25 protein-coding genes are annotated in these 20,701 nt (G+C 55.4%); 15 read left to right on the plus strand and 10 right to left on the minus strand.

The features are described 5' to 3' along the window. Positions 1-6 precede the first annotated feature (6 nt). The 4 genes from selB to HS105_12665 are packed head-to-tail and all read left to right on the plus strand — an operon-like array spanning position 7 to position 3,439. A complete protein-coding gene (selB, locus tag HS105_12650; GenBank protein MBE7517434.1) occupies positions 7-1,905 on the plus strand; it encodes a selenocysteine-specific translation elongation factor in 1,899 nt (632 codons plus the stop codon). Further along, a complete protein-coding gene (locus tag HS105_12655) occupies positions 1,902-2,603 on the plus strand; it encodes a DUF2071 domain-containing protein (GenBank protein MBE7517435.1) in 702 nt (233 codons plus the stop codon). Before selB ends, HS105_12655 begins: the two co-directional genes overlap by 4 nt. Positions 2,604-2,627: 24 nt before the next feature. After that, complete coding sequence (locus HS105_12660) at positions 2,628-3,110, plus strand: dihydrofolate reductase (GenBank protein MBE7517436.1); 483 nt, start codon at positions 2,628-2,630, stop codon at positions 3,108-3,110. A 32-nt stretch (positions 3,111-3,142) separates the two neighbouring features. After that, positions 3,143-3,439, plus strand: a complete 297-nt coding sequence (locus HS105_12665) for a DUF962 domain-containing protein (GenBank protein ID MBE7517437.1) — start codon at positions 3,143-3,145, stop codon at positions 3,437-3,439. A 28-nt stretch (positions 3,440-3,467) separates the two neighbouring features. Here HS105_12665 and HS105_12670 read toward each other — a convergent pair whose 3' ends face one another. Both HS105_12670 and HS105_12675 read right to left on the minus strand, forming a co-directional pair. Further along, positions 3,468-4,445, minus strand: coding sequence for an EamA family transporter (locus HS105_12670; protein MBE7517438.1), 978 nt, complete (start codon positions 4,443-4,445; stop codon positions 3,468-3,470). Further along, entirely contained in the window at positions 4,442-4,936 is a 495-nt protein-coding gene (locus tag HS105_12675; protein MBE7517439.1) for an Lrp/AsnC family transcriptional regulator, read from the minus strand. The genes HS105_12670 and HS105_12675 overlap by 4 nt, the downstream gene beginning before the upstream one ends. Before the next feature lie 199 nt (positions 4,937-5,135). Between HS105_12675 and HS105_12680 the strand changes: the two genes are divergently transcribed. Continuing rightward, entirely contained in the window at positions 5,136-6,497 is a 1,362-nt protein-coding gene (locus tag HS105_12680) for a gluconokinase (protein MBE7517440.1), read from the plus strand. An 84-nt stretch (positions 6,498-6,581) separates the two neighbouring features. Beyond that, on the plus strand, positions 6,582-8,600 hold the full coding sequence (gene tkt / locus HS105_12685) for a transketolase (protein MBE7517441.1): 2,019 nt from the start codon (positions 6,582-6,584) through the stop codon (positions 8,598-8,600). A gap of 7 nt (positions 8,601-8,607) precedes the next feature. On the opposite strand, the gene HS105_12690 is transcribed toward tkt, so the two are convergent. Beyond that, positions 8,608-8,889 (minus strand): 4a-hydroxytetrahydrobiopterin dehydratase, encoded by a 282-nt coding sequence (locus tag HS105_12690; protein ID MBE7517442.1) that lies wholly within the window; start codon positions 8,887-8,889, stop codon positions 8,608-8,610. 62 nt (positions 8,890-8,951) lie between these two features. On the opposite strand from HS105_12690, the gene HS105_12695 reads away from it, so the two are divergent. From HS105_12695 to HS105_12720, 6 genes are read left to right on the plus strand one after another with little or no spacing between them, the layout of a single operon-like run. Then, positions 8,952-9,440, plus strand: a complete 489-nt coding sequence (locus HS105_12695) for a hypothetical protein (GenBank protein ID MBE7517443.1) — start codon at positions 8,952-8,954, stop codon at positions 9,438-9,440. Positions 9,441-9,453: 13 nt separating this feature from the next. Continuing rightward, positions 9,454-10,680 (plus strand): DUF1015 domain-containing protein, encoded by a 1,227-nt coding sequence (locus HS105_12700; GenBank protein ID MBE7517444.1) that lies wholly within the window; start codon positions 9,454-9,456, stop codon positions 10,678-10,680. A gap of 4 nt (positions 10,681-10,684) precedes the next feature. Beyond that, positions 10,685-11,326 (plus strand): pyridoxamine 5'-phosphate oxidase, encoded by a 642-nt coding sequence (gene pdxH / locus HS105_12705; protein ID MBE7517445.1) that lies wholly within the window; start codon positions 10,685-10,687, stop codon positions 11,324-11,326. A 45-nt stretch (positions 11,327-11,371) separates the two neighbouring features. After that, on the plus strand, positions 11,372-11,896 hold the full coding sequence (locus HS105_12710; GenBank protein ID MBE7517446.1) for a hypothetical protein: 525 nt from the start codon (positions 11,372-11,374) through the stop codon (positions 11,894-11,896). Next, entirely contained in the window at positions 11,893-12,675 is a 783-nt protein-coding gene (locus HS105_12715; protein ID MBE7517447.1) for an SDR family oxidoreductase, read from the plus strand. The genes HS105_12710 and HS105_12715 overlap by 4 nt, the downstream gene beginning before the upstream one ends. Then, positions 12,672-13,502 (plus strand): MBL fold metallo-hydrolase, encoded by an 831-nt coding sequence (locus tag HS105_12720; GenBank protein ID MBE7517448.1) that lies wholly within the window; start codon positions 12,672-12,674, stop codon positions 13,500-13,502. The genes HS105_12715 and HS105_12720 overlap by 4 nt, the downstream gene beginning before the upstream one ends. 143 nt (positions 13,503-13,645) lie before the next feature. On the opposite strand, the gene HS105_12725 is transcribed toward HS105_12720, so the two are convergent. The 7 genes from HS105_12725 to ffh form a co-directional block, all read right to left on the minus strand. After that, positions 13,646-14,386 carry a ribonuclease HII gene (locus HS105_12725; protein MBE7517449.1) on the minus strand — a complete coding sequence of 247 codons (741 nt, stop codon included), beginning with the start codon at positions 14,384-14,386 and terminating at the stop codon, positions 13,646-13,648. Positions 14,387-14,406: 20 nt separating this feature from the next. Further along, the gene (rplS, locus tag HS105_12730; GenBank protein MBE7517450.1) at positions 14,407-14,772 is read right to left on the minus strand and encodes a 50S ribosomal protein L19; all 366 of its coding nucleotides are present in this window, start codon (positions 14,770-14,772) and stop codon (positions 14,407-14,409) included. Further along, a complete protein-coding gene (trmD, locus tag HS105_12735; protein ID MBE7517451.1) occupies positions 14,765-15,520 on the minus strand; it encodes a tRNA (guanosine(37)-N1)-methyltransferase TrmD in 756 nt (251 codons plus the stop codon). Before trmD ends, rplS begins: the two co-directional genes overlap by 8 nt. Positions 15,521-15,562: 42 nt before the next feature. Then, complete coding sequence (rimM, locus tag HS105_12740; GenBank protein ID MBE7517452.1) at positions 15,563-16,069, minus strand: 16S rRNA processing protein RimM; 507 nt, start codon at positions 16,067-16,069, stop codon at positions 15,563-15,565. Further along, complete coding sequence (locus HS105_12745; protein MBE7517453.1) at positions 16,066-16,302, minus strand: KH domain-containing protein; 237 nt, start codon at positions 16,300-16,302, stop codon at positions 16,066-16,068. The genes rimM and HS105_12745 overlap by 4 nt, the downstream gene beginning before the upstream one ends. A 14-nt stretch (positions 16,303-16,316) precedes the next feature. Continuing rightward, positions 16,317-16,817 (minus strand): 30S ribosomal protein S16, encoded by a 501-nt coding sequence (gene rpsP, locus HS105_12750; protein MBE7517454.1) that lies wholly within the window; start codon positions 16,815-16,817, stop codon positions 16,317-16,319. Positions 16,818-16,891: 74 nt separating this feature from the next. After that, positions 16,892-18,382 carry a signal recognition particle protein gene (ffh, locus tag HS105_12755; protein ID MBE7517455.1) on the minus strand — a complete coding sequence of 497 codons (1,491 nt, stop codon included), beginning with the start codon at positions 18,380-18,382 and terminating at the stop codon, positions 16,892-16,894. Between the two features lie 245 nt (positions 18,383-18,627). Between ffh and HS105_12760 the strand changes: the two genes are divergently transcribed. From HS105_12760 to HS105_12770, 3 genes are all read left to right on the plus strand, one after another. Beyond that, positions 18,628-18,786: a helix-turn-helix transcriptional regulator gene (locus HS105_12760; GenBank protein ID MBE7517456.1), complete on the plus strand. Its 159-nt coding sequence runs from the start codon at positions 18,628-18,630 to the stop codon at positions 18,784-18,786. An 18-nt stretch (positions 18,787-18,804) separates the two neighbouring features. Next, the gene (locus HS105_12765) at positions 18,805-19,653 is read left to right on the plus strand and encodes a Dam family site-specific DNA-(adenine-N6)-methyltransferase (protein ID MBE7517457.1); all 849 of its coding nucleotides are present in this window, start codon (positions 18,805-18,807) and stop codon (positions 19,651-19,653) included. A gap of 64 nt (positions 19,654-19,717) precedes the next feature. Then, complete coding sequence (locus HS105_12770) at positions 19,718-20,701, plus strand: DNA adenine methylase (protein MBE7517458.1); 984 nt, start codon at positions 19,718-19,720, stop codon at positions 20,699-20,701.

The raw sequence follows: 20,701 nt of genomic DNA on the forward strand, positions 1-20,701 counted from the left end.
GATCAAATGGATCTCATAGTCGGCACCGCCGGCCACATCGATCACGGTAAGACCTCGCTGGTTCGCGCTCTGACTGGCGTTGATGCCGATCGTCTTCCGGACGAGAAGCGGCGCGGCATCACGATCGACCTCGGCTTTGCCGAGACGGAGCTTGGCGGCCTTTCGATAGGTTTCGTTGATGTGCCGGGACACGAGCGTTTTATAAAGAATATGCTCGCCGGTATCGGCGGCATCGGCCATTTGCTGCTCGTGGTCGCCGCTGCGGAAGGCGTTATGCCGCAGACGCGCGAGCATTTTGACATCTGCCGCCTGCTTGATATTCGCGAAGGAACGATAGTTCTTACAAAGTGCGACCTTGTTGATGACGAGACACGGCAGATCGCCGAAATGGAAGTACACGACCTTGCGGCAGGCACCTTTCTCGAAGGCGCTCCTGTTATCGGCGTGAGCAGCGTTACGGGCTTTGGCATCGATGTACTGAAGCAGAGGCTTACCGAGGTAGCCGCTCGCTACCGAAAAGAACCTGACGGCAAAGTAACACGGCTGCCGATCGACCGCAGCTTCACGGTCAAAGGATTCGGCACGGTCGTTACGGGAACACTCGTTTCCGGCAGCATCGCCCGCGAGGACGAAATGGAACTGCTGCCGCAAGGTGTGCGTGTGCGTGTACGAGGTGTTGAGGTTCACGGCCGAAAGGCGGAACGGGCCTCGTTCGGCCATCGCACCGCGGTCAATCTAGCGGGCGTACAGCAATCGGAAGCCTCACGCGGTATGACGCTTGCCGAGCCGGGTGTTCTCAGACCGACGCAGATCGTGAACTGCGAAGCTGAGGTGCTGATGTCGTCGCCCTTGATGCTTCGGTCGCGGCAGCGTGTCCGCGTACATATCGGCACCGCAGAGGTGCTTGCCCGCGTGAATGTCCTCGACGCGGCCGGTGAGATCGCTGCGGGCGGCAAAGGTTTTGTCCAGCTGCGCTTTGAATCGCCGATCGTGTGTGTTCCCGGCGAGCGATTCGTGATACGCCGCTACTCGCCGCCGGCAACGATCGGCGGTGGATCTGTGATCGAAAATGACGCGGAGCGTCTGCGGCAAAAGCTGGCACCGAGTACACGCGAACGGCTCTCCGCCATCGCCTCCGCCGCAGATCGCAACACAGCGCTGATCGAGGCCGCGGTGAATTCAGCCGGCAGAAAAGGCGTAACATTCGGCGGCCTTGCGGCTCGTACGGCGGCTGTAAACAGCGTGCTTTATGCCGCTATCGACGGTACCATCGCAAGCGGCAATGCGGTCAAGGCCGGCGGGCGTTTGGTTGCGGCAGCCGTTTATCAGGGCCTGAAAAAAGAGGCCGCAGCTGCGGTCGAGAACTTCCAAAAGCGCGAGCCGCTTGCCAAGGGAATGCCGGTCGAGGCACTGCGCGAACAGGCATTTCGCGGCGTGGTTGAGGCCGTTTCAGATGCAGTTCTGCGGGAATTGGAAGCCGACGGCACGGTCAGGGTTACGGCCGGTTTTGCTGCGGCGGGAAGCGGCGGAATGCAGCTTCCCGCAGCAGATAAAGTATTGTTAGATAAGATCTTAGACATTTACACGGTATCACGGCTCAGCGTGCCGCGTCTCGATGAATTGATCGCCGACATTGGCGTTTCAAAGGACAAATGCTTAAAATTGCTAACCTTGCTGGTCGATAGAGGCGAACTGATAAGGGCCGCGGCGGAGTTCTATTTTTCAAGGGCCGAGATCGATGCTTTGATCTCAAAACTGCGTGCCCCGGGCCGCGGGCAATTTGATGTTGCCGAGTTCAAGGCGGCGGCGGGCGTTTCACGAAAATACGCGATACCTCTGCTCGAATATCTCGACCACGAGCGCATTACCGTGCGTGTCGGCGATAAGCGGCAGTTGATAGGATGAAAAAGTTTCTTACAGCCCGATGGGAGGACCTTATAATGGCGAATTACGAGGTCGATCCGGCATTACTCGCCGCCCGTGTGCCCGAGCGAACGACACTCGATCTCTTCGAAGGCCGCTGCTTCGTAAGCCTTGTCGCCTTTATGTTCCGCGACACGCGCGTCCTGGGTGTTCAGGTGCCTTGGCATGTGAATTTCGAAGAGGTGAACCTGCGCTTTTATGTAACCTACGACGCCGGCAATGAGCTGCGCCGCGGTGTTGCTTTTTTGAAAGAGATCGTGCCGAGGGCGATGATCGCACTCGTCGCACGTAATTTGTACGGCGAGCCTTACGAAGCTTGGAAGATGAGCCACGAGGCCGATAGCGGCCGGATCGCCTACACGTGGAGCCGCGATGATCTGCGTAACGCGATTTCCGTAAAGAAGGGCGAGCTGCTGGGTGTGCCGGCAGCAGGTTCGCACGAAGAGTTCATCATTGAGCACTATTGGGGCTATACCGCTCGGGGCGGCGGCCGTGTCGATCAGTACAAGGTCGAGCATCCGAAATGGGAGTTGTTCGAGGCCGGCGATGTTACGATTGATGTCGATATGGGAGGCACTTACGGTGATGCGTTCGCGTTCCTGAGTTCCGCAAAACCTTTCTCGGTCGTGCTTGCGGCGGGTTCGGAAGTGAGTGTTTATAAGGGCAAACGTATATCATAGTAAGGGTATGCGGGGCGTTAGAATATGGCTATTATCGGTATCATAGCAATATCAAAGAATTTTGCGATAGGCCGCGGTGGCAAGCTGCCGTGGCATTACAGCGAGGACCTTAAGTTCTTCAAACGCACGACGATGGATAACGCCATCGTAATGGGTTCGAGAACGTGGCTTTCGCTGAACGGGCCGCTGCCGGGACGCGAAAATATCGTCCTGACCCGCTCGGCAACACTTACGCTGCCCGACGGCGTGCGGCAAATGTCGGGCGTTGACGAAGTTCTGGATTTCGACAAGGACTATCCGCACGACGTTTTTGTTATCGGCGGTGCGAGCATCTTCAAGTCGTTCGCTGAGGTGATCGACCGCTGGATCGTTACCGATATCCCCGAGACGATCGAGGATGCCGATACCTTTATGCCGACCGATTTTCTTTTTGACTTTGACCTCGAAGAGACCATCGACCTCGACGGCGGCCTTCGCGTGCGTATCCTGCATCGGCACCGCGATTGAAATGTTATGATGCAGGAAATGGAGAATGTATTATGATGGGCGGACGCAGCTGGGACGATTGGATCGAAGAGTATTCACGGGCACACAGTCATCCGGTGAACAAGCTGACGCACAGCTTCGGCATCCCGATGATAATCCTCTCGATCCTGCTGATCATTCCTTCGTTCTTTTTCCCGCGTCTTTGGCCGGCGGTGGCCGTGCTGTTCGTCGTCGGCTGGATCCTGCAGTTCATCGGCCATTACTTTGAGGGCAAGCCGCCCGAGTTCTTTCACGACTATCGCTTCCTTTTTGTCGGTGCGCGTTGGTGGCTGAAGAAAACCTTCGGCTAAATTGCGGGCCAAAAGCGGCTTTCGAACATTATGCCGGCGCGGTGCAGTGTATCTCGTCGCAGTAAACGTCTTCCGGCATCGGGTCGGGCTTTGCCTTGCTTCCGGTGATCAGCACGACCGAGCCGACGATAGCAGCGGCACCGATCAGCATCTGCCCCGTGAGCGATTCACCCGCGATCAGCCATCCCAAGATCACGGCGATCGCAGGATTTACATACGCGTAGGTCGAAACGGCGGCCGGCGACGCATTCTGCATAAGCCAGCTGTATGCAGTGTAGGCGACGATCGCGCCGATGACGATAAGGTACGCGAGAGCGATCAACGAGCTGCGCGACACTGCTGAGATATCAAAAGTTGCCCATTCACCTGCGAGCAAGCTTATAGCAAAAAGGATCGATCCGCCCGCAAGCATCTGCATCCCGGCGGCGGTCATCAGGCCTTTTGGTATCGGTGCCTTAGCACCGTACAGCGAGCCGATCGCCCAACCGAGCGTCGAGAGCATTACAAGACCGACGCCGAGCCATTGGCCTTCATGAGCTTCCTCGCTGCGGCCGACTATCAGCATCATTACGCCCGCAAAACCAACCAACAGCCCAAGGACAACCTTGCTGTTCGGCCGCCCCTTGCCCATAAAGAGCCATGTTATCAGCACGATCCAAAAGGGGTTTGTTGCGATAAGCAATGCCGTCAAACCCGAAGAAAGATAATGCTCGGCAACGACCACGCCGCCATTGCCGATGCCTAAAAGAAATGCTCCGAGGATAAAACTCGCTTTCCAATTCTCGCGTGTCGGCCGCTGATAGCCCTTTGAGAATCTGCCGACAGTGAACAGCACGGCCCCGGCGACAAGGAACCGTACCGAGGCCATGATAAAGCTCGGGATCGTCTGGATCGCGTACTTGATGCCGAGATAGGTCGAACCCCAGATCAAATATACGGCCGCAAATGCGATGACAAGATAAACCATCTCGCGCGTCGAAAATATCCTCTTGAGCTTCTCTGTCATTTCTTCACCTTTTTCTTCTTGCCGCCCGCGGACGGCTCATTCTCGCATGCAACAGGCACTGACGACGTTTCTTTGATCGTCTCGAGCACGACCGTTGTGCGGGTCGAAAGCACGGTCGGCACCGCTTTTATCTTTTCTCGGAGTAGTTTTGCCAAACCTTCGGGCGATCCGGCACGAACTTTCAGAAGGAACGAGTCTTCGCCGGCGACATCGTGTATCTCCAGAACCTCCGGGATCTTTGCCAACGCCTCATCCGTGCCGTCGCCCCATTCGCGGCTTTTCACAAAAACAAATGCCAGCATTCCGAGGCCGAATTGCCTATGATCGATGCGGGCCTCATAGCCGCAGATAACGCCGCGTTCCTCGAGTTTTCGCACGCGCTCATGTACCGCCGAAGGAGCAAGCCCGACCTTGCGGGCGATGTCCGCATTCGAAATGCGTGCATCGTACTGAACAATACGCAGTATTTGGTGATCTGTATCGTCAATCATTCAGCATTACCTCACTATTAGAGAATAATCTACGGCAACAGATAAGTCAACAAGAATATTCAGCGTCCGTACCGCTTATTCCGTTGATCGTCGCCAAATGCTGTACAATGTTAGTTGATCATTACAGTTCGATGCCGGCACGAGGCTCCTCAGCACGAGATAAAGCAGGCAGATACAATTAGTTGCAAGGATCGATCATTTGGCAGACAGACCACAGAAGATGATATTGGCACTCGACGTCGGTTCGTCGAGTGTACGTGCGGGGCTTTACGATATGAACGCGCAGATGTTGCCGCGGATGTCCGCTGCCCTAGCTCACGAATTTGAGCGAACGGCCGACGGCGGTTCGCAAATGGATGCCGAGGAATGTTTCCGCCGTGTGGCCGATGCAATAGATGTTTTGCTAGAGAAGAGTGAACGTGTCGGAGGCGAGATCGCTGCGGTAGCGGCGTGCACCTTTTGGCACAGCCTTATGGGTATCGACGCAAAAGGGCGGCCGACGACAAAGCTGCTCGGCTGGGCCGATACGCGAAGCCGTACGCACACGCCGCTGCTAAAAGAGGCATTCGACGACAGAGCAGTACACGACCGCACGGGAGCTCATTTTCACTCAAGCTTTTGGCCGGCAAAGCTGCTTTGGCTGCGGAATGAGAACCCGGATGCGTGGAAGCGGACCGAGTGTTGGGCCTCGTTCGCAGACTTCCTCGCTATGAAGCTTTCCGGCGAGGCTGCGACAAGCGTTTCAATGGCATCCGGCACAGGCGTCTTCGATCAGCGATCCTGCGAATGGGATCGGCCGCTGCTCAAATACCTAAAAGTGCCGCTCCGGCGTTTACCGCGGATCGCGGCGGATGACGGCGTATTTCGCTTAACGCCGAAATTCGCACGCCGCTGGCCGCGTTTGGCGAACGCGGTGTGGCTGCCCGCGATCGGCGACGGCGCGGCGAACAGCGTCGGCGCGGGCTGCACAGAAAAAGGACGCGCCGCCCTGATGGTCGGAACTTCGGCGGCGATGCGCATCGCTTTTAGAGGCAAGCCGCCGAAACGAATTCCGCAAGGCCTTTGGTGCTACCGGATCGACCGTGAACGCGTGGTCATCGGCGGCGCACTGTCGGACGGCGGAAATCTGTACGCTTTGATCAAGAAGCGGTTCGGTCTTGGCAGCGATGCGGAAGAGCTCTTGGCAGCGCGTGAGGCGGCTGACGGCCTTGTTGTAGTACCGTTCTTTTACGGCGAACGCAGCACCGGCTACGATGAGGCTGCCGGCGGCGCAATTATCGGTATGACGGCCGAACACGACGGCATCGATGTGCTTCGTGCCGCGATGGAGGGCGTAGCGTTCCGGCTCGCGGATATTTTTGAGCGTTTACAGAGCGTCGGGAAAATGAACGAGATCATTGCATCGGGCGGCGCGCTTCGTGCATCGCGAACGTGGACGCAGATCATCGCCGATACTCTCGGCCGCGATATCAAGCTTGCCGAGGCTGATGAGGCATCGTCAAAAGGCGCCGTCATGCTCGCGATCGAGCGGCTCAAGGCCGCAGATTTTCGGTCGCCATAAGCGCGGTGTTATGATGTTATCAACGAGGCATTTTGTCGATAAAGGCGAGGTCAGCGAACCGGACGCCGATCTGAAAGAAATACTATGGCACTAAGAACGAACGAACTCGATCAGCTCTGCATCAACACCATCCGTACGCTTTCACTGGATGCGATCCAAAAGGCGAATTCAGGCCATCCGGGGCTTCCGCTCGGAATGGCCTCAGCCGCGTATGTGCTTTGGACGAAGTTCCTTCGCCACGACCCGAAAAACCCGAAATGGTTCGGCCGCGACCGCTTTATTCTCAGCGGCGGGCACGGCTCGATGCTGATATACTCGCTGCTTCATCTTACCGGCTACGGCCTTTCGATGGCTGAGATAAAACGTTTTCGCCAGCTTCATTCAAAGACGCCCGGCCATCCCGAGAACATCACCACTGCGGGCGTTGAGGTTACGACCGGCCCGCTCGGCCAGGGATTTGCGAACGGTGTCGGCATGGGCATTGCACAGGCTCACCTGGCCGCAACGTTCAACCGCCCCGGCCACAAACTGCTCGACAACTACATCTACGTCATCTGCACGGATGGCGACCTGATGGAGGGCGTCAGTTCCGAGGCAGCATCGCTTGCCGGCCACCTGAAACTCGGCAACCTGATCTATCTGTACGACGACAATCAGGTAACGATCGACGGTTCGACCGACCTTGCGTTCACCGAGGACAGATCAAAGCGGTTCGAGGCTGCGGGCTGGCACGTGCAGGAACTTGCCGACGGCAACGACCTCAAAGCCATCGAACACGCGATCAGAGAAGCAAGGCGTGTCAAAGATAAGCCGTCATTCATCCGCTTGCATACGATCATCGGCTTCGGAATGCCGAAACAGGGCACGAACAAAGCACACTCCGACGCACCCGGCGAAGAGGCCGTACGCGAGACGAAACGTAACCTCGGCTGGCCTGAGAATAAGCATTTTTTTGTACCGAAGGAGGCAGCGGCACATTTTGGAAAGGCGGTCGCCGCCGGTGCAAAGCATCGAAAGGAATGGAACGCGCTCCTTAAGAGCTATGCAAAGAAATACCCTGATCTTGCCGAAGCATTTCAGCGAACGATCAACGGCGAGTACCTTCCGGGCTGGGAAAAGTCCTTGCCGTCATTCGAGAATGTCGAGGCAAAGGCGACGCGTGCTTATTCGGGCGAGGTGATAAACGCCGTCGCTCCGTTCATACCGCAGATGATCGGCGGCTCGGCCGACCTTACGCCGTCGAACAACACTTTTATCAAGTCGTCATCGGATTTTCAGCCCGGCCGCTTCGGCCAGCGGAATCTGCATTTTGGTATCCGCGAACACGGTATGGGAGCGGCGCTCAACGGCATCGCACTTTTCGGCGGAACGATCCCGTTCGGCGGTACATTCCTTACGTTCTCTGATTATATGCGGCCGGCGGTGCGTATCGCCGCTCTATCCCACGCACGGTCGATCTTCGTCTTTACACACGATTCGATCGGGCTTGGCGAGGACGGCCCGACACATCAATCGGTCGAGCACCTTGCCGCATTGCGTGCGATACCAAATCTTGCCCTCATTCGCCCGTGCGATGCCCACGAGGTGCGCGAGGCATGGCGGGCAGCATTGCTCCGCAGCGATGCACCGACCGCTCTTGCACTTTCGAGACAGAAGGCCGCACTCGTTGATCGTAAGAAGTTCGCGGATGCGAAAGGCCTTCACAAAGGCGGCTACGTGCTTGCAGAGGCAGAGAATATGACAGGCAAAGCCGCAGCTCCGAAGCTGATCTTGATCGCGACGGGAACTGAGGTTGGCCTTGCCCTCGATGCCCGCGAGCAGCTTAACGCGGCGGGCGTGGCGACACGCGTCGTCTCGATGCCGTGCTGGGAATTCTTTGACGAACAGCCGCAGAAGTATCGCGATGAGGTTCTGCCGCCGCGTGTTACGGCCAGGCTCGCCGTCGAGGCAGGCGTGCCGCTCGGTTGGCATAAATACGTCGGCGATAAGGGCGATATCCTCGGTGTTACGCGATTCGGCGAGAGTGCGCCTGCGGCCGAAGTGTTTCGCGACTTCGGGTTTACGGTCGAGAATGTAGTGGCAAAAGCAAAGAAGCTGTTATAGCAGCGGCCTAGAGGGTATCGATCTTCTTTGCCAACGCTACATCAATATCCGTTACGCCGCCGCGGTCGTGTGTTGTCAATGCGACCTCGGCATAACCCCAGCCGAACGTGATGTCCGGGTGATGGTCTGCGGCTTCCGCAAGGTCGCCGACCGTATTCACAAAAGCGAGTGCCTCGGCAAAGTTTGCGAATTCGCGCCGCATCTTTATCTCGGCGCCGTCACGCCGCCAGCCGTTCAGTTCCGCAAGCGCCTTGCTAAGTTCATTTTCTTCCAGTAATTCGCGTTCCATTCGTTCGGCTCCGTCGTTTTAAGCTATAATCAACATTTTGGGCTATATTACACAGTATCCGTATGATGCGTTCTTGGTCAATATTCCTATTATTCATTGCAGCGGCGGGCATTACGGCATGCAGCGGGCCGCAGGCGGCGACACCGCTCGAAACCTTTAAGACATACACGAAAGCGATCAAGCAGAAGGATGTCGCTACGATGAAGCTGCTGCTCTCGGACGCGACCATAAAGATGCACGAAAAGGAAGCAAAGTCGCTCAACATACCGCTTGACGAAGTGATAAAGCGGCAAACGCTCTTTGGCGAAGACCAGACGAGTGTCGAGTTTCGCAATGAGAAGATCGACGGCCAAAAGGCGACGCTCGAGGTCAAGAACCGTATGGGCAATTGGGAGACGGTGCCGTTCGTTTTTGAGGGCGGAGCATGGAAGATCGATACCGCAGGTGCGGCCGAGCAGATGATGCGCGAGATCGAGGAGCAGCAGAATAGAACTTTCGGCGACCCGACGACCGCGGCGCCGATGACCGAGCCGATGACGCCGGTGCCCTGATCGGTACGCAGATATGTCGATAATAAAACCTTTCAAAGCGATACGGCCTCCTGCCGGTAGAGCGGCAGACGTTGCGTGCGTTCCGTATGACGTGATCTATGATGACGAGGTGCGTGCGGCCATTGCCGCAAATTCCTCAACGTTTCTCCGTATAACGCGCGCCGAGGGCGAATTTCAGCCGGGCGAGAATGTATCGCATGAAGCTGCGAATGAGCGAGCGCGTGCGAATTTTGATGCGTTCGTTGCTGACGGCATTCTTGCCGAGGATGCCGAAGCCGGCATCTTTATTTATCGATTGACCGAGGGCCATCATGTTCAGACGGGCATTGTCGCGTGCTGTTCGGTCGATGAGTACGATCGCGGGCTTATACGCAAACACGAAAAGACGCGGCCGGACAAGGTAAAGGACCGCACCGACCATATGCTTGCCGTCGGGGCGCAGACGGGGCTGATCTTTCTGGCATTTCGCAATACGGACAAGATCCGTTCGATCATCGCACAAACTGCCACCGCCGAACCGCTGTACGACTTTACGGCAAGCGACGGCGTACGGCAGACCGTTTGGCGCGTTGCGCGGACCGATGATCTTGAAGCCGCGTTTGCCGAACTGCCCGAGCTGTACATCGCTGACGGGCATCACCGTGCCGAAAGTGCCAAGCTTGCCCGCGATATCAAACGTGATGCGAACGCATCGCATACGGGCAGCGAGGAATATAACTTCGTAATGGCGGGCATTTTCCCTGCCGAGGACCTGAACATACTCGCCTACAACCGCGTCGTCCACGACCTTAACGGCCTTTCCGAGGCCGAGCTGATCGAACGTCTCGGAGAGAGTTTCATCGTTACGCCCGACGCCGAAAAGATGCCGTCCGAACACGGCAGCATCAGTATGTATCTCGGCGGCAAATGGTACGGCCTTCGGTTCAATGTGCAGTTCTTTCGCGAGCCTGACGCGATCGAGCGGCTTGATGTAAGCGTACTTCAGCAGTATGTGCTTGCGCCGCTGCTCGGCATAGGCGATCCGCGCACCGACACGAGGATAACTTTTGTCGGAGGCCGCCGCGGCACCGAGGAGCTTGAACGCCTTGTCAACGAACGCGGCAGCGGCGTCGCGTTCTCAATGTTCCCGACAACGATGGATGAACTTTTTGCGGTTGCTGATATGAACGAGATAATGCCGCCGAAATCAACGTGGTTCGAGCCGAAATTGAAGGACGGCCTCTTTGTCCACAGGATCTGAGACGATGACACATCACGATATTGCTGACATCAGACGCGATTTTTCGGCGGGCGAGCTGATCGAGGAGAATTTGACGGCAAGCCCTTTCGAATTATTCGGTAAGTGGCTTGACGATGCACTTGATGCGGGCCTGATCGATGCCAACGCGATGACGCTTGCCACCGCAGGCCTCGACGCACGGCCGTCCGTGAGGATCGTCCTGTTGAAGAGCTTTGACGAACGCGGCTTTGCGTTCTTTACGAATTACGAAAGCAAAAAGGGCCGCGACCTTGCCGAAAATCCCTTCGCGTCCATCCACTTCTTTTGGGCGAAGCTGGACCGCCAAGTTCGCATCTACGGAAGCGTGGCAAAGGTTACGCGTGAGGAATCGCAGGCGTATTTTGATTCGCGTCCGCTTGAGAGCCGCATCGGAGCATGGGCTTCGGCACAGAGCCGGACGGTAGCTTCGCGTGAGGTGCTTGATGAACGCTTTGCCGAGATAAGGGCAAAGTACGGTGATAATGTGCCGCTGCCGCCGTTCTGGGGCGGCTTTCGACTGACGCCCGATAAATTCGAGTTCTGGCAGGGGCGTGAGAACCGTTTGCACGACCGTATCTGTTACGAACTGAGCGGAAGCGAGTGGGCGATATCACGCCTGTCGCCGTAGCGAGCGGGCGACAAAGGCGAAAGTCCGCTGTACCGAGCCAGACCTTTGATGAAGCCGAACATTCCAAAGCTGATCTTTGCGAGCCTTGCGAGCTTGTATTTTCTTTGGATCGCGTACGATCCGATGCAGGGCAGCTTTCTCGACCTCGTCGATCTGCCGATACATGAGGCCGGGCATTTGTTCTTCCGCATTCTGGGCGAATTTATGGGCATTGCGGGTGGCTCGCTCTTCCAAGTTATTGTTCCGCTTGTGTTTGCGGGATATTTTGTGTGGAGGCAGCGATATTATTCGGCTGCGATAGTGATGCTTTGGGTTGGGCAGAGCATTCTGAATGTGTGGGTCTATGCAGCGGATGCGCAGGTGATGCAGCTTGTTCTGCTGAGCGGTTTTACGGGCAGCGAAGGCAGCTTTCATGATTGGAATTGGATGCTGACCGAGCTTGGCCTGATCGACGCGACAAAGACGGTGGCAAAGGTGATCCGGTTCATTGGCACAATTACCATCATCATCGGAGCGGCAGCGGCTGTGATCTACTCATTCATCCCGCCGCCGCCGGAACAGGAATTATGAAAGCAGCGTTGATCACCGGTGCATCCGGCGGGATAGGCGAAGAGTTCGCGAGGCGTCTTGCCGCCGAAGGGCGTGACCTTGTGCTTGTTGCGCGTTCAGAAAAGCTCCTGCACGAGCTTTGCGACGAATTGATGCTCAAGCATAAGACCACCGCGCATTACGTAACGCTCGACCTGACGAAACCTGAGGCCGCCGACGAACTCTTTGCTGAGACACAGCGGCACGGATTCGAGATCGACCTGTTGATAAACAACGCGGGCTTTGGCTCGGCGGGCGACTTCATAAAACTCGATCGCGGCCGCGAGCTTGAGATGATCGATCTCAACATCCGCGCGCTTGTTTCGCTTACGCATCTTTATCTCGCCGAAATGCGCGGGCGCGGCTCGGGTGCGGTGATAAACGTATCATCGGCCGCGGCATTCCAGCCGCTGCCTTTCATGGCGACCTACGCGGCGACAAAGGCTTTTGTGTCTTCATTTACGGAAGCGATCGCCGAAGAGAACCGGCCGTTCGGTATAAAGGTATTGGCACTTTGCCCCGGCTCGACAAAGACCAATTTCTTCGCCGCTTCTAACATAGACCGTGCAATACAGGTCAAAGGCCAACAGACGGTCGAGGAGGTCGTAGAGACCGCATTGAGGGCGCTGAAGAGCGGCAAGGCACGCGTCGTTTCGGGATTTTCAAACAAGGTCGGAGCGATGCTCGGGACACATGCGCCGCATTGGCTGATCACACGAATGGTCGCAAAGGCACTGAGAAAAAGGTATCAGAACGGATGATAAGGTTCACCGTACTCGGCAGCGGTTCGACCGGCAACGCTGTGCTCATATCGAGCGAGCGTACGCACGTGCTTGTGGATGCGGGCATGAGCGCAAAGGAGATAACGCGGAGGCTCGGCGAAGCCGGAGTTAGGCGTGAAGATCTTTCAGCCGTCCTGCTCACGCACGAGCATGGTGATCATGCAGGCGGGCTTCGTGTATTTATGTCAGGGGTCAAGTGTCCGGTTTTTATATCGGACGCGACCGAGGATGCATACTTTGCGACACGTGCCGGTGCTAACGGCGACGGCGAATCGCAAAAGCGTAAGGCGGCGCTCGCGGGCCGCACGGTTTCGATCGTCTCGTCCGAGGAGTTCCGCATCGGCGATATCGACTTCGAACCTTTCAGCGTTCCGCATGATGCGGCCGATAATTTCGGATTTGTCGCAAAACGTGACGGCGTTCGCGTGGCGACGCTGATGGACTTCGGCCATATAACGGATGCGATCTGCGACCGGCTCAACGGCTGCGACGCCGTCATCATCGAATCAAACCACAGCCGCGATATGCTGCGTGCCTGCTCGGTTTACAGTTGGGATCTCAAGCAGCGGATAATGTCGCGTACGGGGCATCTGTCGAATGAGGACCTTGCGGAGTGGTTGCAGTTCCGGTTCGACGGCAAGGCACGCCTTATCGTTTTGGCACACCTTTCACAGCGTGCCAACGACCCGCACCTTGCACGCATTACCGCAGAAACCGCTCTGAAGATGCGTTCGCCGCTCGCGCGTGCCGAGACACACATAACCGTCTCACACCCGAAGCAGCCGACCGATTGGTTCGAGTTTTAGAAGTTTCTTTTGATCGAACGTCGCTTAAACGTAACAACCGATCTTAGTTCAAGCGTTGGAAAAGCTCTATGTGTTCTATGTTTCTATGTGGTTTAAAAAAGCAGAATTAACCACATAGAAACATAGGGCACATAGGATCGATCTTAATCTGATGATCTAACCACGCCGGATGCGTCGGGTGGGGCAATGGATGTTTCGGCTTCTGGGACAACGCCGCGAAAGCTTGTTCGGTGCAGTTTGCAATGGCCGTATTCGCGAAGTGCGGCAAGGTGAGCGGCGGAACCGTAGCCTTTGTGCCCCGCAAAGCCGTATTGCGGGAACTCGATGTCGTGGGCTGTCATCAGCTCGTCGCGAAAGGTCTTTGCGATGATCGAAGCGGCGGCGATCGAAGCCGAGATCGAATCGCCCTTTATAATGGCCTTTTGAGCGATACCGATGCCCTTTAGGTGAAGGGCGTCGATCAGCAGATAGTCGGCCTGCGGAGAGAGCTTTTCGAGCGCACGGCGCATCGCGAGTTTTGTCGCTTCGAGAATATTTATTTGGTCGATCTCTTCTGCCGAAGCCTCGCCGACGGCCCACGCGGCGGCTGTTTCGCGCAGCTCGGCGGCGATCTTTTCACGCCGAGCGGGCGAGAGCTTTTTCGAATCGTTAAGGCCGTCGGGGAGCGGACGCGAGAGATCGAGAATGCAGGCGGCGGCAACGACCGGCCCCGCAAGGCAGCCGCGGCCGACCTCATCAAGGCCGGCGATAAAGCGAAAGCCTTCTGCAGCGGCCTGCTGCTCGAACGCCGTGTCGATGCCGTTTTTGCTGATGTCGTCAAACAACAGAACGCGGCCAGCCGATCCGTCAATAGTTTCCGGATCTGCCGAAGCCGCATTCGTCATAATTCAAATTCTGCCGCGGGCTAGTTCGCCTGCTTCTTTGTGCGTGTGTCGCGTTCCTTGATGCGGGCCGCTTTGCCGCGGAGGTTTCGCAGATAATAGAGCTTTGCACGCCGCACCTTACCGCGCCGCACAACGTCAATATGATCGATCACGGTCGCATGCAGCGGGAAGATGCGTTCGACGCCGATGCCGAAGCTCACCTTACGCACCGTTACGGTCTCGCGGACGCCGCCGTGTTTACGTGCGATGCAAACGCCCTCAAATGCCTGGAGACGCTCTTTGTTGCCTTCTTTGATCCGCACATGAACGCGGAGCGTATCGCCCGGCTGAAACGCCGGGATGTTTTCCTTCAACTGTGTCTTTTCGACGAAATCAAGTCTATTCATTTTCTTTTCGGCCAGAGGTCAGCATATCACTATGCCCACATTCACCATTTTCTCCTGTCAAAAGATCGCTTCTGACGATCTTGGTTTTTTCAAGCGCCTTTTTGCGGCGCCATTTTTCGATCTCGGCATGATTTCCGTTTAGAAGAACCTCGGGAACCTTCATGCCTCTGAATTCCGCCGGCCGCGTATAATGCGGGCAGTCGAGCGTGCCGGCCGAGAATGAATCATTCTCAGCGGACGTCTCGCTCCCGAGTGCGTCCGGCAAAAGCCTTACAATACTGTCAACCAAAACGACCGCTGCCGGCTCACCGCCCGACAGCACATAATCTCCGATCGAGATCTCGTCCGTTACAAGTCCCTCATTGACACGCTCATCAACGCCCTCATAACGCCCGCAGATGATGATCAAATGATCGGCCTCATCTGCAAATTCACGCGAAACGGCCTGTTTGAGAGGCCTGCCCTGTGGCGAAAGCAGCACGACGCGCGTACGTGCCGGATATGCTTCACGCGTTGCTGCGCCTGTCAGGTCTTCGACTGCGGCAAAGATCGGCTCGGGCTTTAGTACCATTCCGTCGCCGCCGCCGAACGGCCGGTCATCGACCATTTTGTGCTTATCCGTCGCGTATGAGCGGATATCGTGCACCGCGACACGGACGATATCCGCAAGCTTTGCCCTGCGGATTATCCCGAGATCGAAGACCGTGTCAAAGAACTCCGGAAAAATTGTCAAGACCTCGATCTTCATGGCCTTTGACCTTTCACACTCATCTCCGGCATTTGCCGAAGGTTAAAACTCAAGCAGCCCATCCGGCGGATCGATGACGATGAGTTTGCGTTCGACATCGACCGCGGTGCAGATGGCTTCGGCAAAAGGTATAAGATGCTCGCGTTCGCCGATCACGACCAAAAGGTCGGTTCCGCCAGTCCGCATAAGCTCCTTTACGATGCCGATCTCGACGCCCGCGGTATCTTCTACGCGGCAGCCCTCGAGCTGCCAATCAAAGAATTCGCCTTCATCAAGCTCGACCGCTTCGTCCGCGCCGACACAGATGTCGGCTCCGCGAAGCTCTTCTGCCGAATCGACGTTGTCAACACCCGCAAATTTCAGCACGATGCGGCCCGCTTGGAACCAATGGCTCTCGATCGTAAGCGGCCGTTCGCCTGCCGGCAAAACCGCCGTAACATTATCGAGGCCCTCGAAGCGTTCGGGAAAATCGGTAAGCAGGTCGCAGACCAACTCGCCCTTCAGCCCGCGTGGCCGCACGGCCTTTGCAACCGCGACCAGATCGCTCACCGGTCTTCGACCAGATCGAGATGATAGCGGCGGCCGTCCTTCTGGCCGGCGATGAAAAGGATGCTGCGTATCGCCTTGATAGTACGGCCTTCGCGCCCGATGATGCGGCCCATGTCATGTTCAGCGACGCGGACCTCGATGCGGACGTTCTTGCCTTCCGCGGTCTCGCTGACCTCGACCGCATCCGGCTCGCCGACCAGCGAAGCGACGATCTTTTTAACAGCTTCCTTCATTACGTCTCACGCGGCTATTCGCCCGCTGCCTCGCTTTCCTCTGCCGCAGGTGCTTCTTCAGCAGCAGGAGCCTCTTCGGCAGGCGTTTCGGCTGCGGCTTCTGCCTCAGCAGCGGCAGCAGCTTCGGCCTCAGCGGCCGCTTTTTCGGCAGCTTCCCTTTCGGCGGCTTCGGCGGCAAGGCGTTCCTCTTCGGCCTTTTTAGCAGCAAGGCGTTCTGCCTCGGCGGCGGCCTTTTTATCGGCGCGCGCCTTGAGCATCGCTTCGCGTTCCTCGTCGGACATAGCCGGATTATGCTTGATCAGGCTCCTGACCGTATCGGTAGGCTGTGCGCCGACGCCGATCCAATAATTTATCCGCTCGTGGTTGAGCAGCACTTCGGCAGGGTCGAGCATCGGATTGTAGGTGCCGAGGTTCTCGAGGTATTTGCCGTCACGCTTTGAGCGTTTCTCCTTAACTACGACGCGGTAAAAGGGCTTGCCCTTTGCGCCGATCCTCATAAGACTGATTGCTAACATAAATTTAGTGATGAGTGACGAGCGAAGAGCGATGAGTGAGGATCGGGAACTCGCCACTCACAACTCATATCTCATCACTTTCTCTTCTTGTGTCGTTTCTTCTTCCTTAAACTTCTCGACGACGTATCATTGTCGTCGTCAGAATGATCTATCGCAGAGCCGCCCGCAAGCATACCAAGCGGATTTCCGCCGCCGAGCATACCGCCGAGGCCGCCTGCAAGGCCGCCCGCCATCTTTCGTGCCATGCCCGAAAAAAGGCCGCCGCGGTTCATTTGAGCCATCATCTTCCGCATCTGTTCGTACTGACGCAGGAGCTGATTTACTTCGCCGATGGTCGAGCCGCTGCCGCCGGCGATACGCGTTTTGCGGCTGGCATCGATCACCTTGTGGTTATTGCGTTCGAGGCGTGTCATCGAGTCGATGATGGCCTCGGTCCGCTTCATATGCTGATCCAGCTCGCCTTGCTGCTCATCAGAAAGCTGCATTCCGCCGGTGAGTTGGTCCGGCAGCATCTTCATAAGCTTTGACATCGAGCCGAGCTTTTTGAACTGCCCCAACTGGCTGCGGAAATCCTCGAGCGTGAACTGATCGCTCGACATCTTACGCAGCTGTTCCTGTGCCTCTGTCTCATCGATCTTGCTCTGGACCTCTTCGATAAGCGAGAGGACGTCGCCCATGCCGAGAATGCGCTGGGCGATGCGGTCGGGATAAAAAGGCTCGATCGCATCATATTTTTCGCCGACGCCGACGAACTTTACGGGCCGGCCCGTTACCTGCTTGATCGACAGAGCCGCGCCGCCGCGTGCGTCGCCGTCCATTTTGGTAAGGACGACGCCGGTGATGCCGACACGCTCATGAAAGACCTCGGCCGAGCGGACGGCGTCCTGGCCGGTCATCGCATCTGCGACAAAGAGCACCTCGATCGGCTTTGTCTCGGTCTTGATGGCTTCAAGCTCGGCCATCAGCTCATCGTCAATGTGCAGGCGGCCCGCCGTGTCGATCAGCAGCGTGTCAAAGCCAGTGTCCTGTGCGTGCTTTACGGCACCGCGGACAAGCGTCATCGGGTCATCGGTTTCGTGAGCCTCGTAAACCGGCACGCCGACGGCATCGCCTACGACCTTTAGCTGTGCGCGTGCCGCCGGCCGATATACGTCAACCGAGACGAGCAGCGGCATCCGCTCTTGATTATCACGCAGCCAACGCGAGATCTTGCCGGTGGATGTCGTTTTGCCAGAGCCTTGCAGCCCGACGATCATCACGACGTTCGGTATCTGCTTTGTAAAGACCAGCCGCGACGAAGTGCCACCCATAAGCGCCGCCAGCTCGTCATAGACGATCTTTACGACCTGCTCATGCGGCTTTAGGCCGTTCCAGACCTCTTCGCCCTCGGCCTTTGCCCGCACGGCCTCGATAAAATCCTTTGCGACCTTGTAATTGACGTCCGCCTCGAGCAGTGCCATCCGTATCTCGCGCAGAGCGGCATCCACGTGCGCGGGCGTCAGCTTGCCCTGACCGCGAAGATCACGCAGCGTCAGCTTTAGTTTTTCGGACAGCGATTCGAACATCAAGACACACTTCGGCCACAAGAGTCGAAACTATAAATACTAGTGTTTTAACCCGCAAGAGTCAAGAAAACGGCGGAAAAATGACGGTGAGGCAGCGTCCGAGTTCACTTGATCGCGTTAAAGTGAACTAACGGGCCGCGTAAGGATACTTTATCGGCGGAAAGGGGCGACGGCGGGCGGGCCGCGGGCGGTTGATACGCATTGTATGTTGATCGCTGCATACAATGCGTATAGCTTTGATCCCGATGCCAAACAACGCCCTCATCAAGGCCTTCGGCAAACGTATCCGCAGCCTACGCACCGAACGCCGCCTCTCACAAGAGAAACTCGCCGAACTCACCGGCTTTCACCGCACATATATCGGTATGGTCGAACGAGCCTGTTGTAACATTCTTTACGCTTAATGATTTAATATTGCATAAATGAAAGTCGAAGCCAGTAAGGGCGCAAAATGTCGATCAAATATTCCTAGGTTTAAGCCTTTCTTGAAATGGGCAGGTGGAAAATCGCAATTGTTGGGTGAAATACTACCGCTCATCCCAAGTTCATTCAATAAGTATGTTGAGCCGTTTCTTGGAGGAGGCGCGCTATTCTTTGCTCTTGCCCACAACCCATCGATCATTTCGGATGCTAATGAAGAACTAATCATTACATATATCGCGATTCGTGATGAAGTGTCGGCAGTAATCGAAGAACTCAAAAGATTTAGAAACACCAAAGAGTTGTTTTATGAAGTTCGAGCGTGGGATCCATCGTCGTTGCCGTCGGCCAAACGTGCAGCGCGTCTGATTTTCTTGAATAAGACCTGTTTCAACGGATTGTATAGGGTTAATAAGAACGGTGTGTTCAACACACCCTATGGTGGAAATCAAAGCACCAAGTTTCTTGAAGGTGAATTGCTTTTAGAAGCTCATCTCGCATTGCAAAACGCAAGAATAATCTCGGGAGACTACAAGTGTATTCTTCAGAAATATGCGAAGGCTGGAGACCTCATTTTTCTGGATCCACCGTACAAACCGGTCGGTAGATTTTCAGATTTCAAACGATACACGAAAGAGAGATTTCATGATAACGATCACGTCGAACTTGCGCGTACTTTCAACGACCTTGTCGACCGTGGATGCAAGGTTATTCTGACGAACTCTGCCCATGAGTCGATTTTTGAACTTTATATGGGGTATGATTGCAGGGTAGTAAATTCTAAAAGGTTAATTAGCAGCAAAGTAACAACGCGAAATGGAAAGGATCTCATTGTACTCGGAGGATTTTGAGGCAGACGCTATTAACAATTCCTCGCGAGTCGATCGATTCGACAGATTTCCCGGAACTCGGTACATGGGAAGTAAGAATCGAATCCTTAATGAGATTTGGGGACATCTCAAGAGTCTGAAATTTGAATCCGTATTGGACGCTTTTGCCGGGAGTAATGTGCTTTCCTATTTCCTTAAGTGTCGTGAAAAACGTGTCATCACAAATGATTTCCTGCGTTTCAGCCACTTAACGTCTAAAGCGCTGATAGAAAACTCAACAGATATTCTAGATCTCGCGGATATTCAATTTCTGATTTCAAAAAATACGAAAAGTAGTTTCATACAAGATACTTTTCGCAATATTTTTTTCAGCGATGAGGAAAATGCATTCCTGGATCGTGTACGAGCAAACATTAGCTCACTTGACAGTGAATATACGAAAGCACTCGCATTAGCCGCCCTAACGCGGGCCTGCATCAAAAAGCGTTCTCGTGGGATATTTACATTCGTTGGCGAGCGATATGATGACGGACGCAAGGATATGCAGAAGTCTATCGAAACTCACTTTCTCGAGAGTATTGCTATGTTCAATGATGCCGTTTTTGATAATGGAAAGGATAATCGCTCACTTCACGGGCGAACCGAAGAACTGGATATCAAAGCCGATCTCGTTTATCTAGATCCGCCGTACTACTCTCGAAAATCAGATAACGATTATGTGCGACGTTATCACTTTGTAGAAGGACTTTCACGAAATTGGGAGGATCTGGAAATTCAAGAACAGTCAGCGGTGAAAAAATTTAAGAGCTATTATTCGCCGTTCTCGAAGAAAGAATCGGCGTATTCAGCGTTCGACAACCTCTTTGATCGTTTCAAGGAGTCTATAATTGTCGTTTCATATTCTTCGAATTGCCTTCCGACAAAGGCGGAAATAGAAGAAATGTTAAGAAACTACAAAGAGTCCGTTATCTGTCACGAGATCGATCTAACGTATTCAATAGGAAATCAGGGTCATAAAATTGGTAATAAAAGTAATCGAGTGAAAGAGTATCTATTTATCGCACAATAG

Source organism: Chloracidobacterium sp. (assembly GCA_015075585.1).
GTDB lineage: Bacteria > Acidobacteriota > Blastocatellia > Pyrinomonadales > Pyrinomonadaceae > OLB17.

What these genes read in the sequence shown, in the direction of transcription:
- selB (MBE7517434.1), top strand. Translation starts at nt 7, where the DNA reads ATGGATCTCATAGTCGGCACCGCCGGCCACATCGATCACGGTAAGACC.
- HS105_12655 (MBE7517435.1), top strand. Translation starts at nt 1,902, where the DNA reads ATGAAAAAGTTTCTTACAGCCCGATGGGAGGACCTTATAATGGCGAAT.
- HS105_12660 (MBE7517436.1), top strand. Translation starts at nt 2,628, where the DNA reads ATGGCTATTATCGGTATCATAGCAATATCAAAGAATTTTGCGATAGGC.
- HS105_12665 (MBE7517437.1), top strand. Translation starts at nt 3,143, where the DNA reads ATGATGGGCGGACGCAGCTGGGACGATTGGATCGAAGAGTATTCACGG.
- HS105_12670 (MBE7517438.1), bottom strand. Translation starts at nt 4,445, where the DNA reads ATGACAGAGAAGCTCAAGAGGATATTTTCGACGCGCGAGATGGTTTAT.
- HS105_12675 (MBE7517439.1), bottom strand. Translation starts at nt 4,936, where the DNA reads ATGATTGACGATACAGATCACCAAATACTGCGTATTGTTCAGTACGAT.
- tkt (MBE7517441.1), top strand. Translation starts at nt 6,582, where the DNA reads ATGGCACTAAGAACGAACGAACTCGATCAGCTCTGCATCAACACCATC.
- HS105_12690 (MBE7517442.1), bottom strand. Translation starts at nt 8,889, where the DNA reads ATGGAACGCGAATTACTGGAAGAAAATGAACTTAGCAAGGCGCTTGCG.
- HS105_12695 (MBE7517443.1), top strand. Translation starts at nt 8,952, where the DNA reads ATGATGCGTTCTTGGTCAATATTCCTATTATTCATTGCAGCGGCGGGC.
- HS105_12700 (MBE7517444.1), top strand. Translation starts at nt 9,454, where the DNA reads ATGTCGATAATAAAACCTTTCAAAGCGATACGGCCTCCTGCCGGTAGA.
- pdxH (MBE7517445.1), top strand. Translation starts at nt 10,685, where the DNA reads ATGACACATCACGATATTGCTGACATCAGACGCGATTTTTCGGCGGGC.
- HS105_12715 (MBE7517447.1), top strand. Translation starts at nt 11,893, where the DNA reads ATGAAAGCAGCGTTGATCACCGGTGCATCCGGCGGGATAGGCGAAGAG.
- HS105_12720 (MBE7517448.1), top strand. Translation starts at nt 12,672, where the DNA reads ATGATAAGGTTCACCGTACTCGGCAGCGGTTCGACCGGCAACGCTGTG.
- HS105_12725 (MBE7517449.1), bottom strand. Translation starts at nt 14,386, where the DNA reads ATGACGAATGCGGCTTCGGCAGATCCGGAAACTATTGACGGATCGGCT.
- rplS (MBE7517450.1), bottom strand. Translation starts at nt 14,772, where the DNA reads ATGAATAGACTTGATTTCGTCGAAAAGACACAGTTGAAGGAAAACATC.
- trmD (MBE7517451.1), bottom strand. Translation starts at nt 15,520, where the DNA reads ATGAAGATCGAGGTCTTGACAATTTTTCCGGAGTTCTTTGACACGGTC.
- HS105_12745 (MBE7517453.1), bottom strand. Translation starts at nt 16,302, where the DNA reads ATGAAGGAAGCTGTTAAAAAGATCGTCGCTTCGCTGGTCGGCGAGCCG.
- rpsP (MBE7517454.1), bottom strand. Translation starts at nt 16,817, where the DNA reads ATGTTAGCAATCAGTCTTATGAGGATCGGCGCAAAGGGCAAGCCCTTT.
- ffh (MBE7517455.1), bottom strand. Translation starts at nt 18,382, where the DNA reads ATGTTCGAATCGCTGTCCGAAAAACTAAAGCTGACGCTGCGTGATCTT.
- HS105_12760 (MBE7517456.1), top strand. Translation starts at nt 18,628, where the DNA reads ATGCCAAACAACGCCCTCATCAAGGCCTTCGGCAAACGTATCCGCAGC.
- HS105_12765 (MBE7517457.1), top strand. Translation starts at nt 18,805, where the DNA reads ATGAAAGTCGAAGCCAGTAAGGGCGCAAAATGTCGATCAAATATTCCT.
- HS105_12770 (MBE7517458.1), top strand. Translation starts at nt 19,718, where the DNA reads ATGGGAAGTAAGAATCGAATCCTTAATGAGATTTGGGGACATCTCAAG.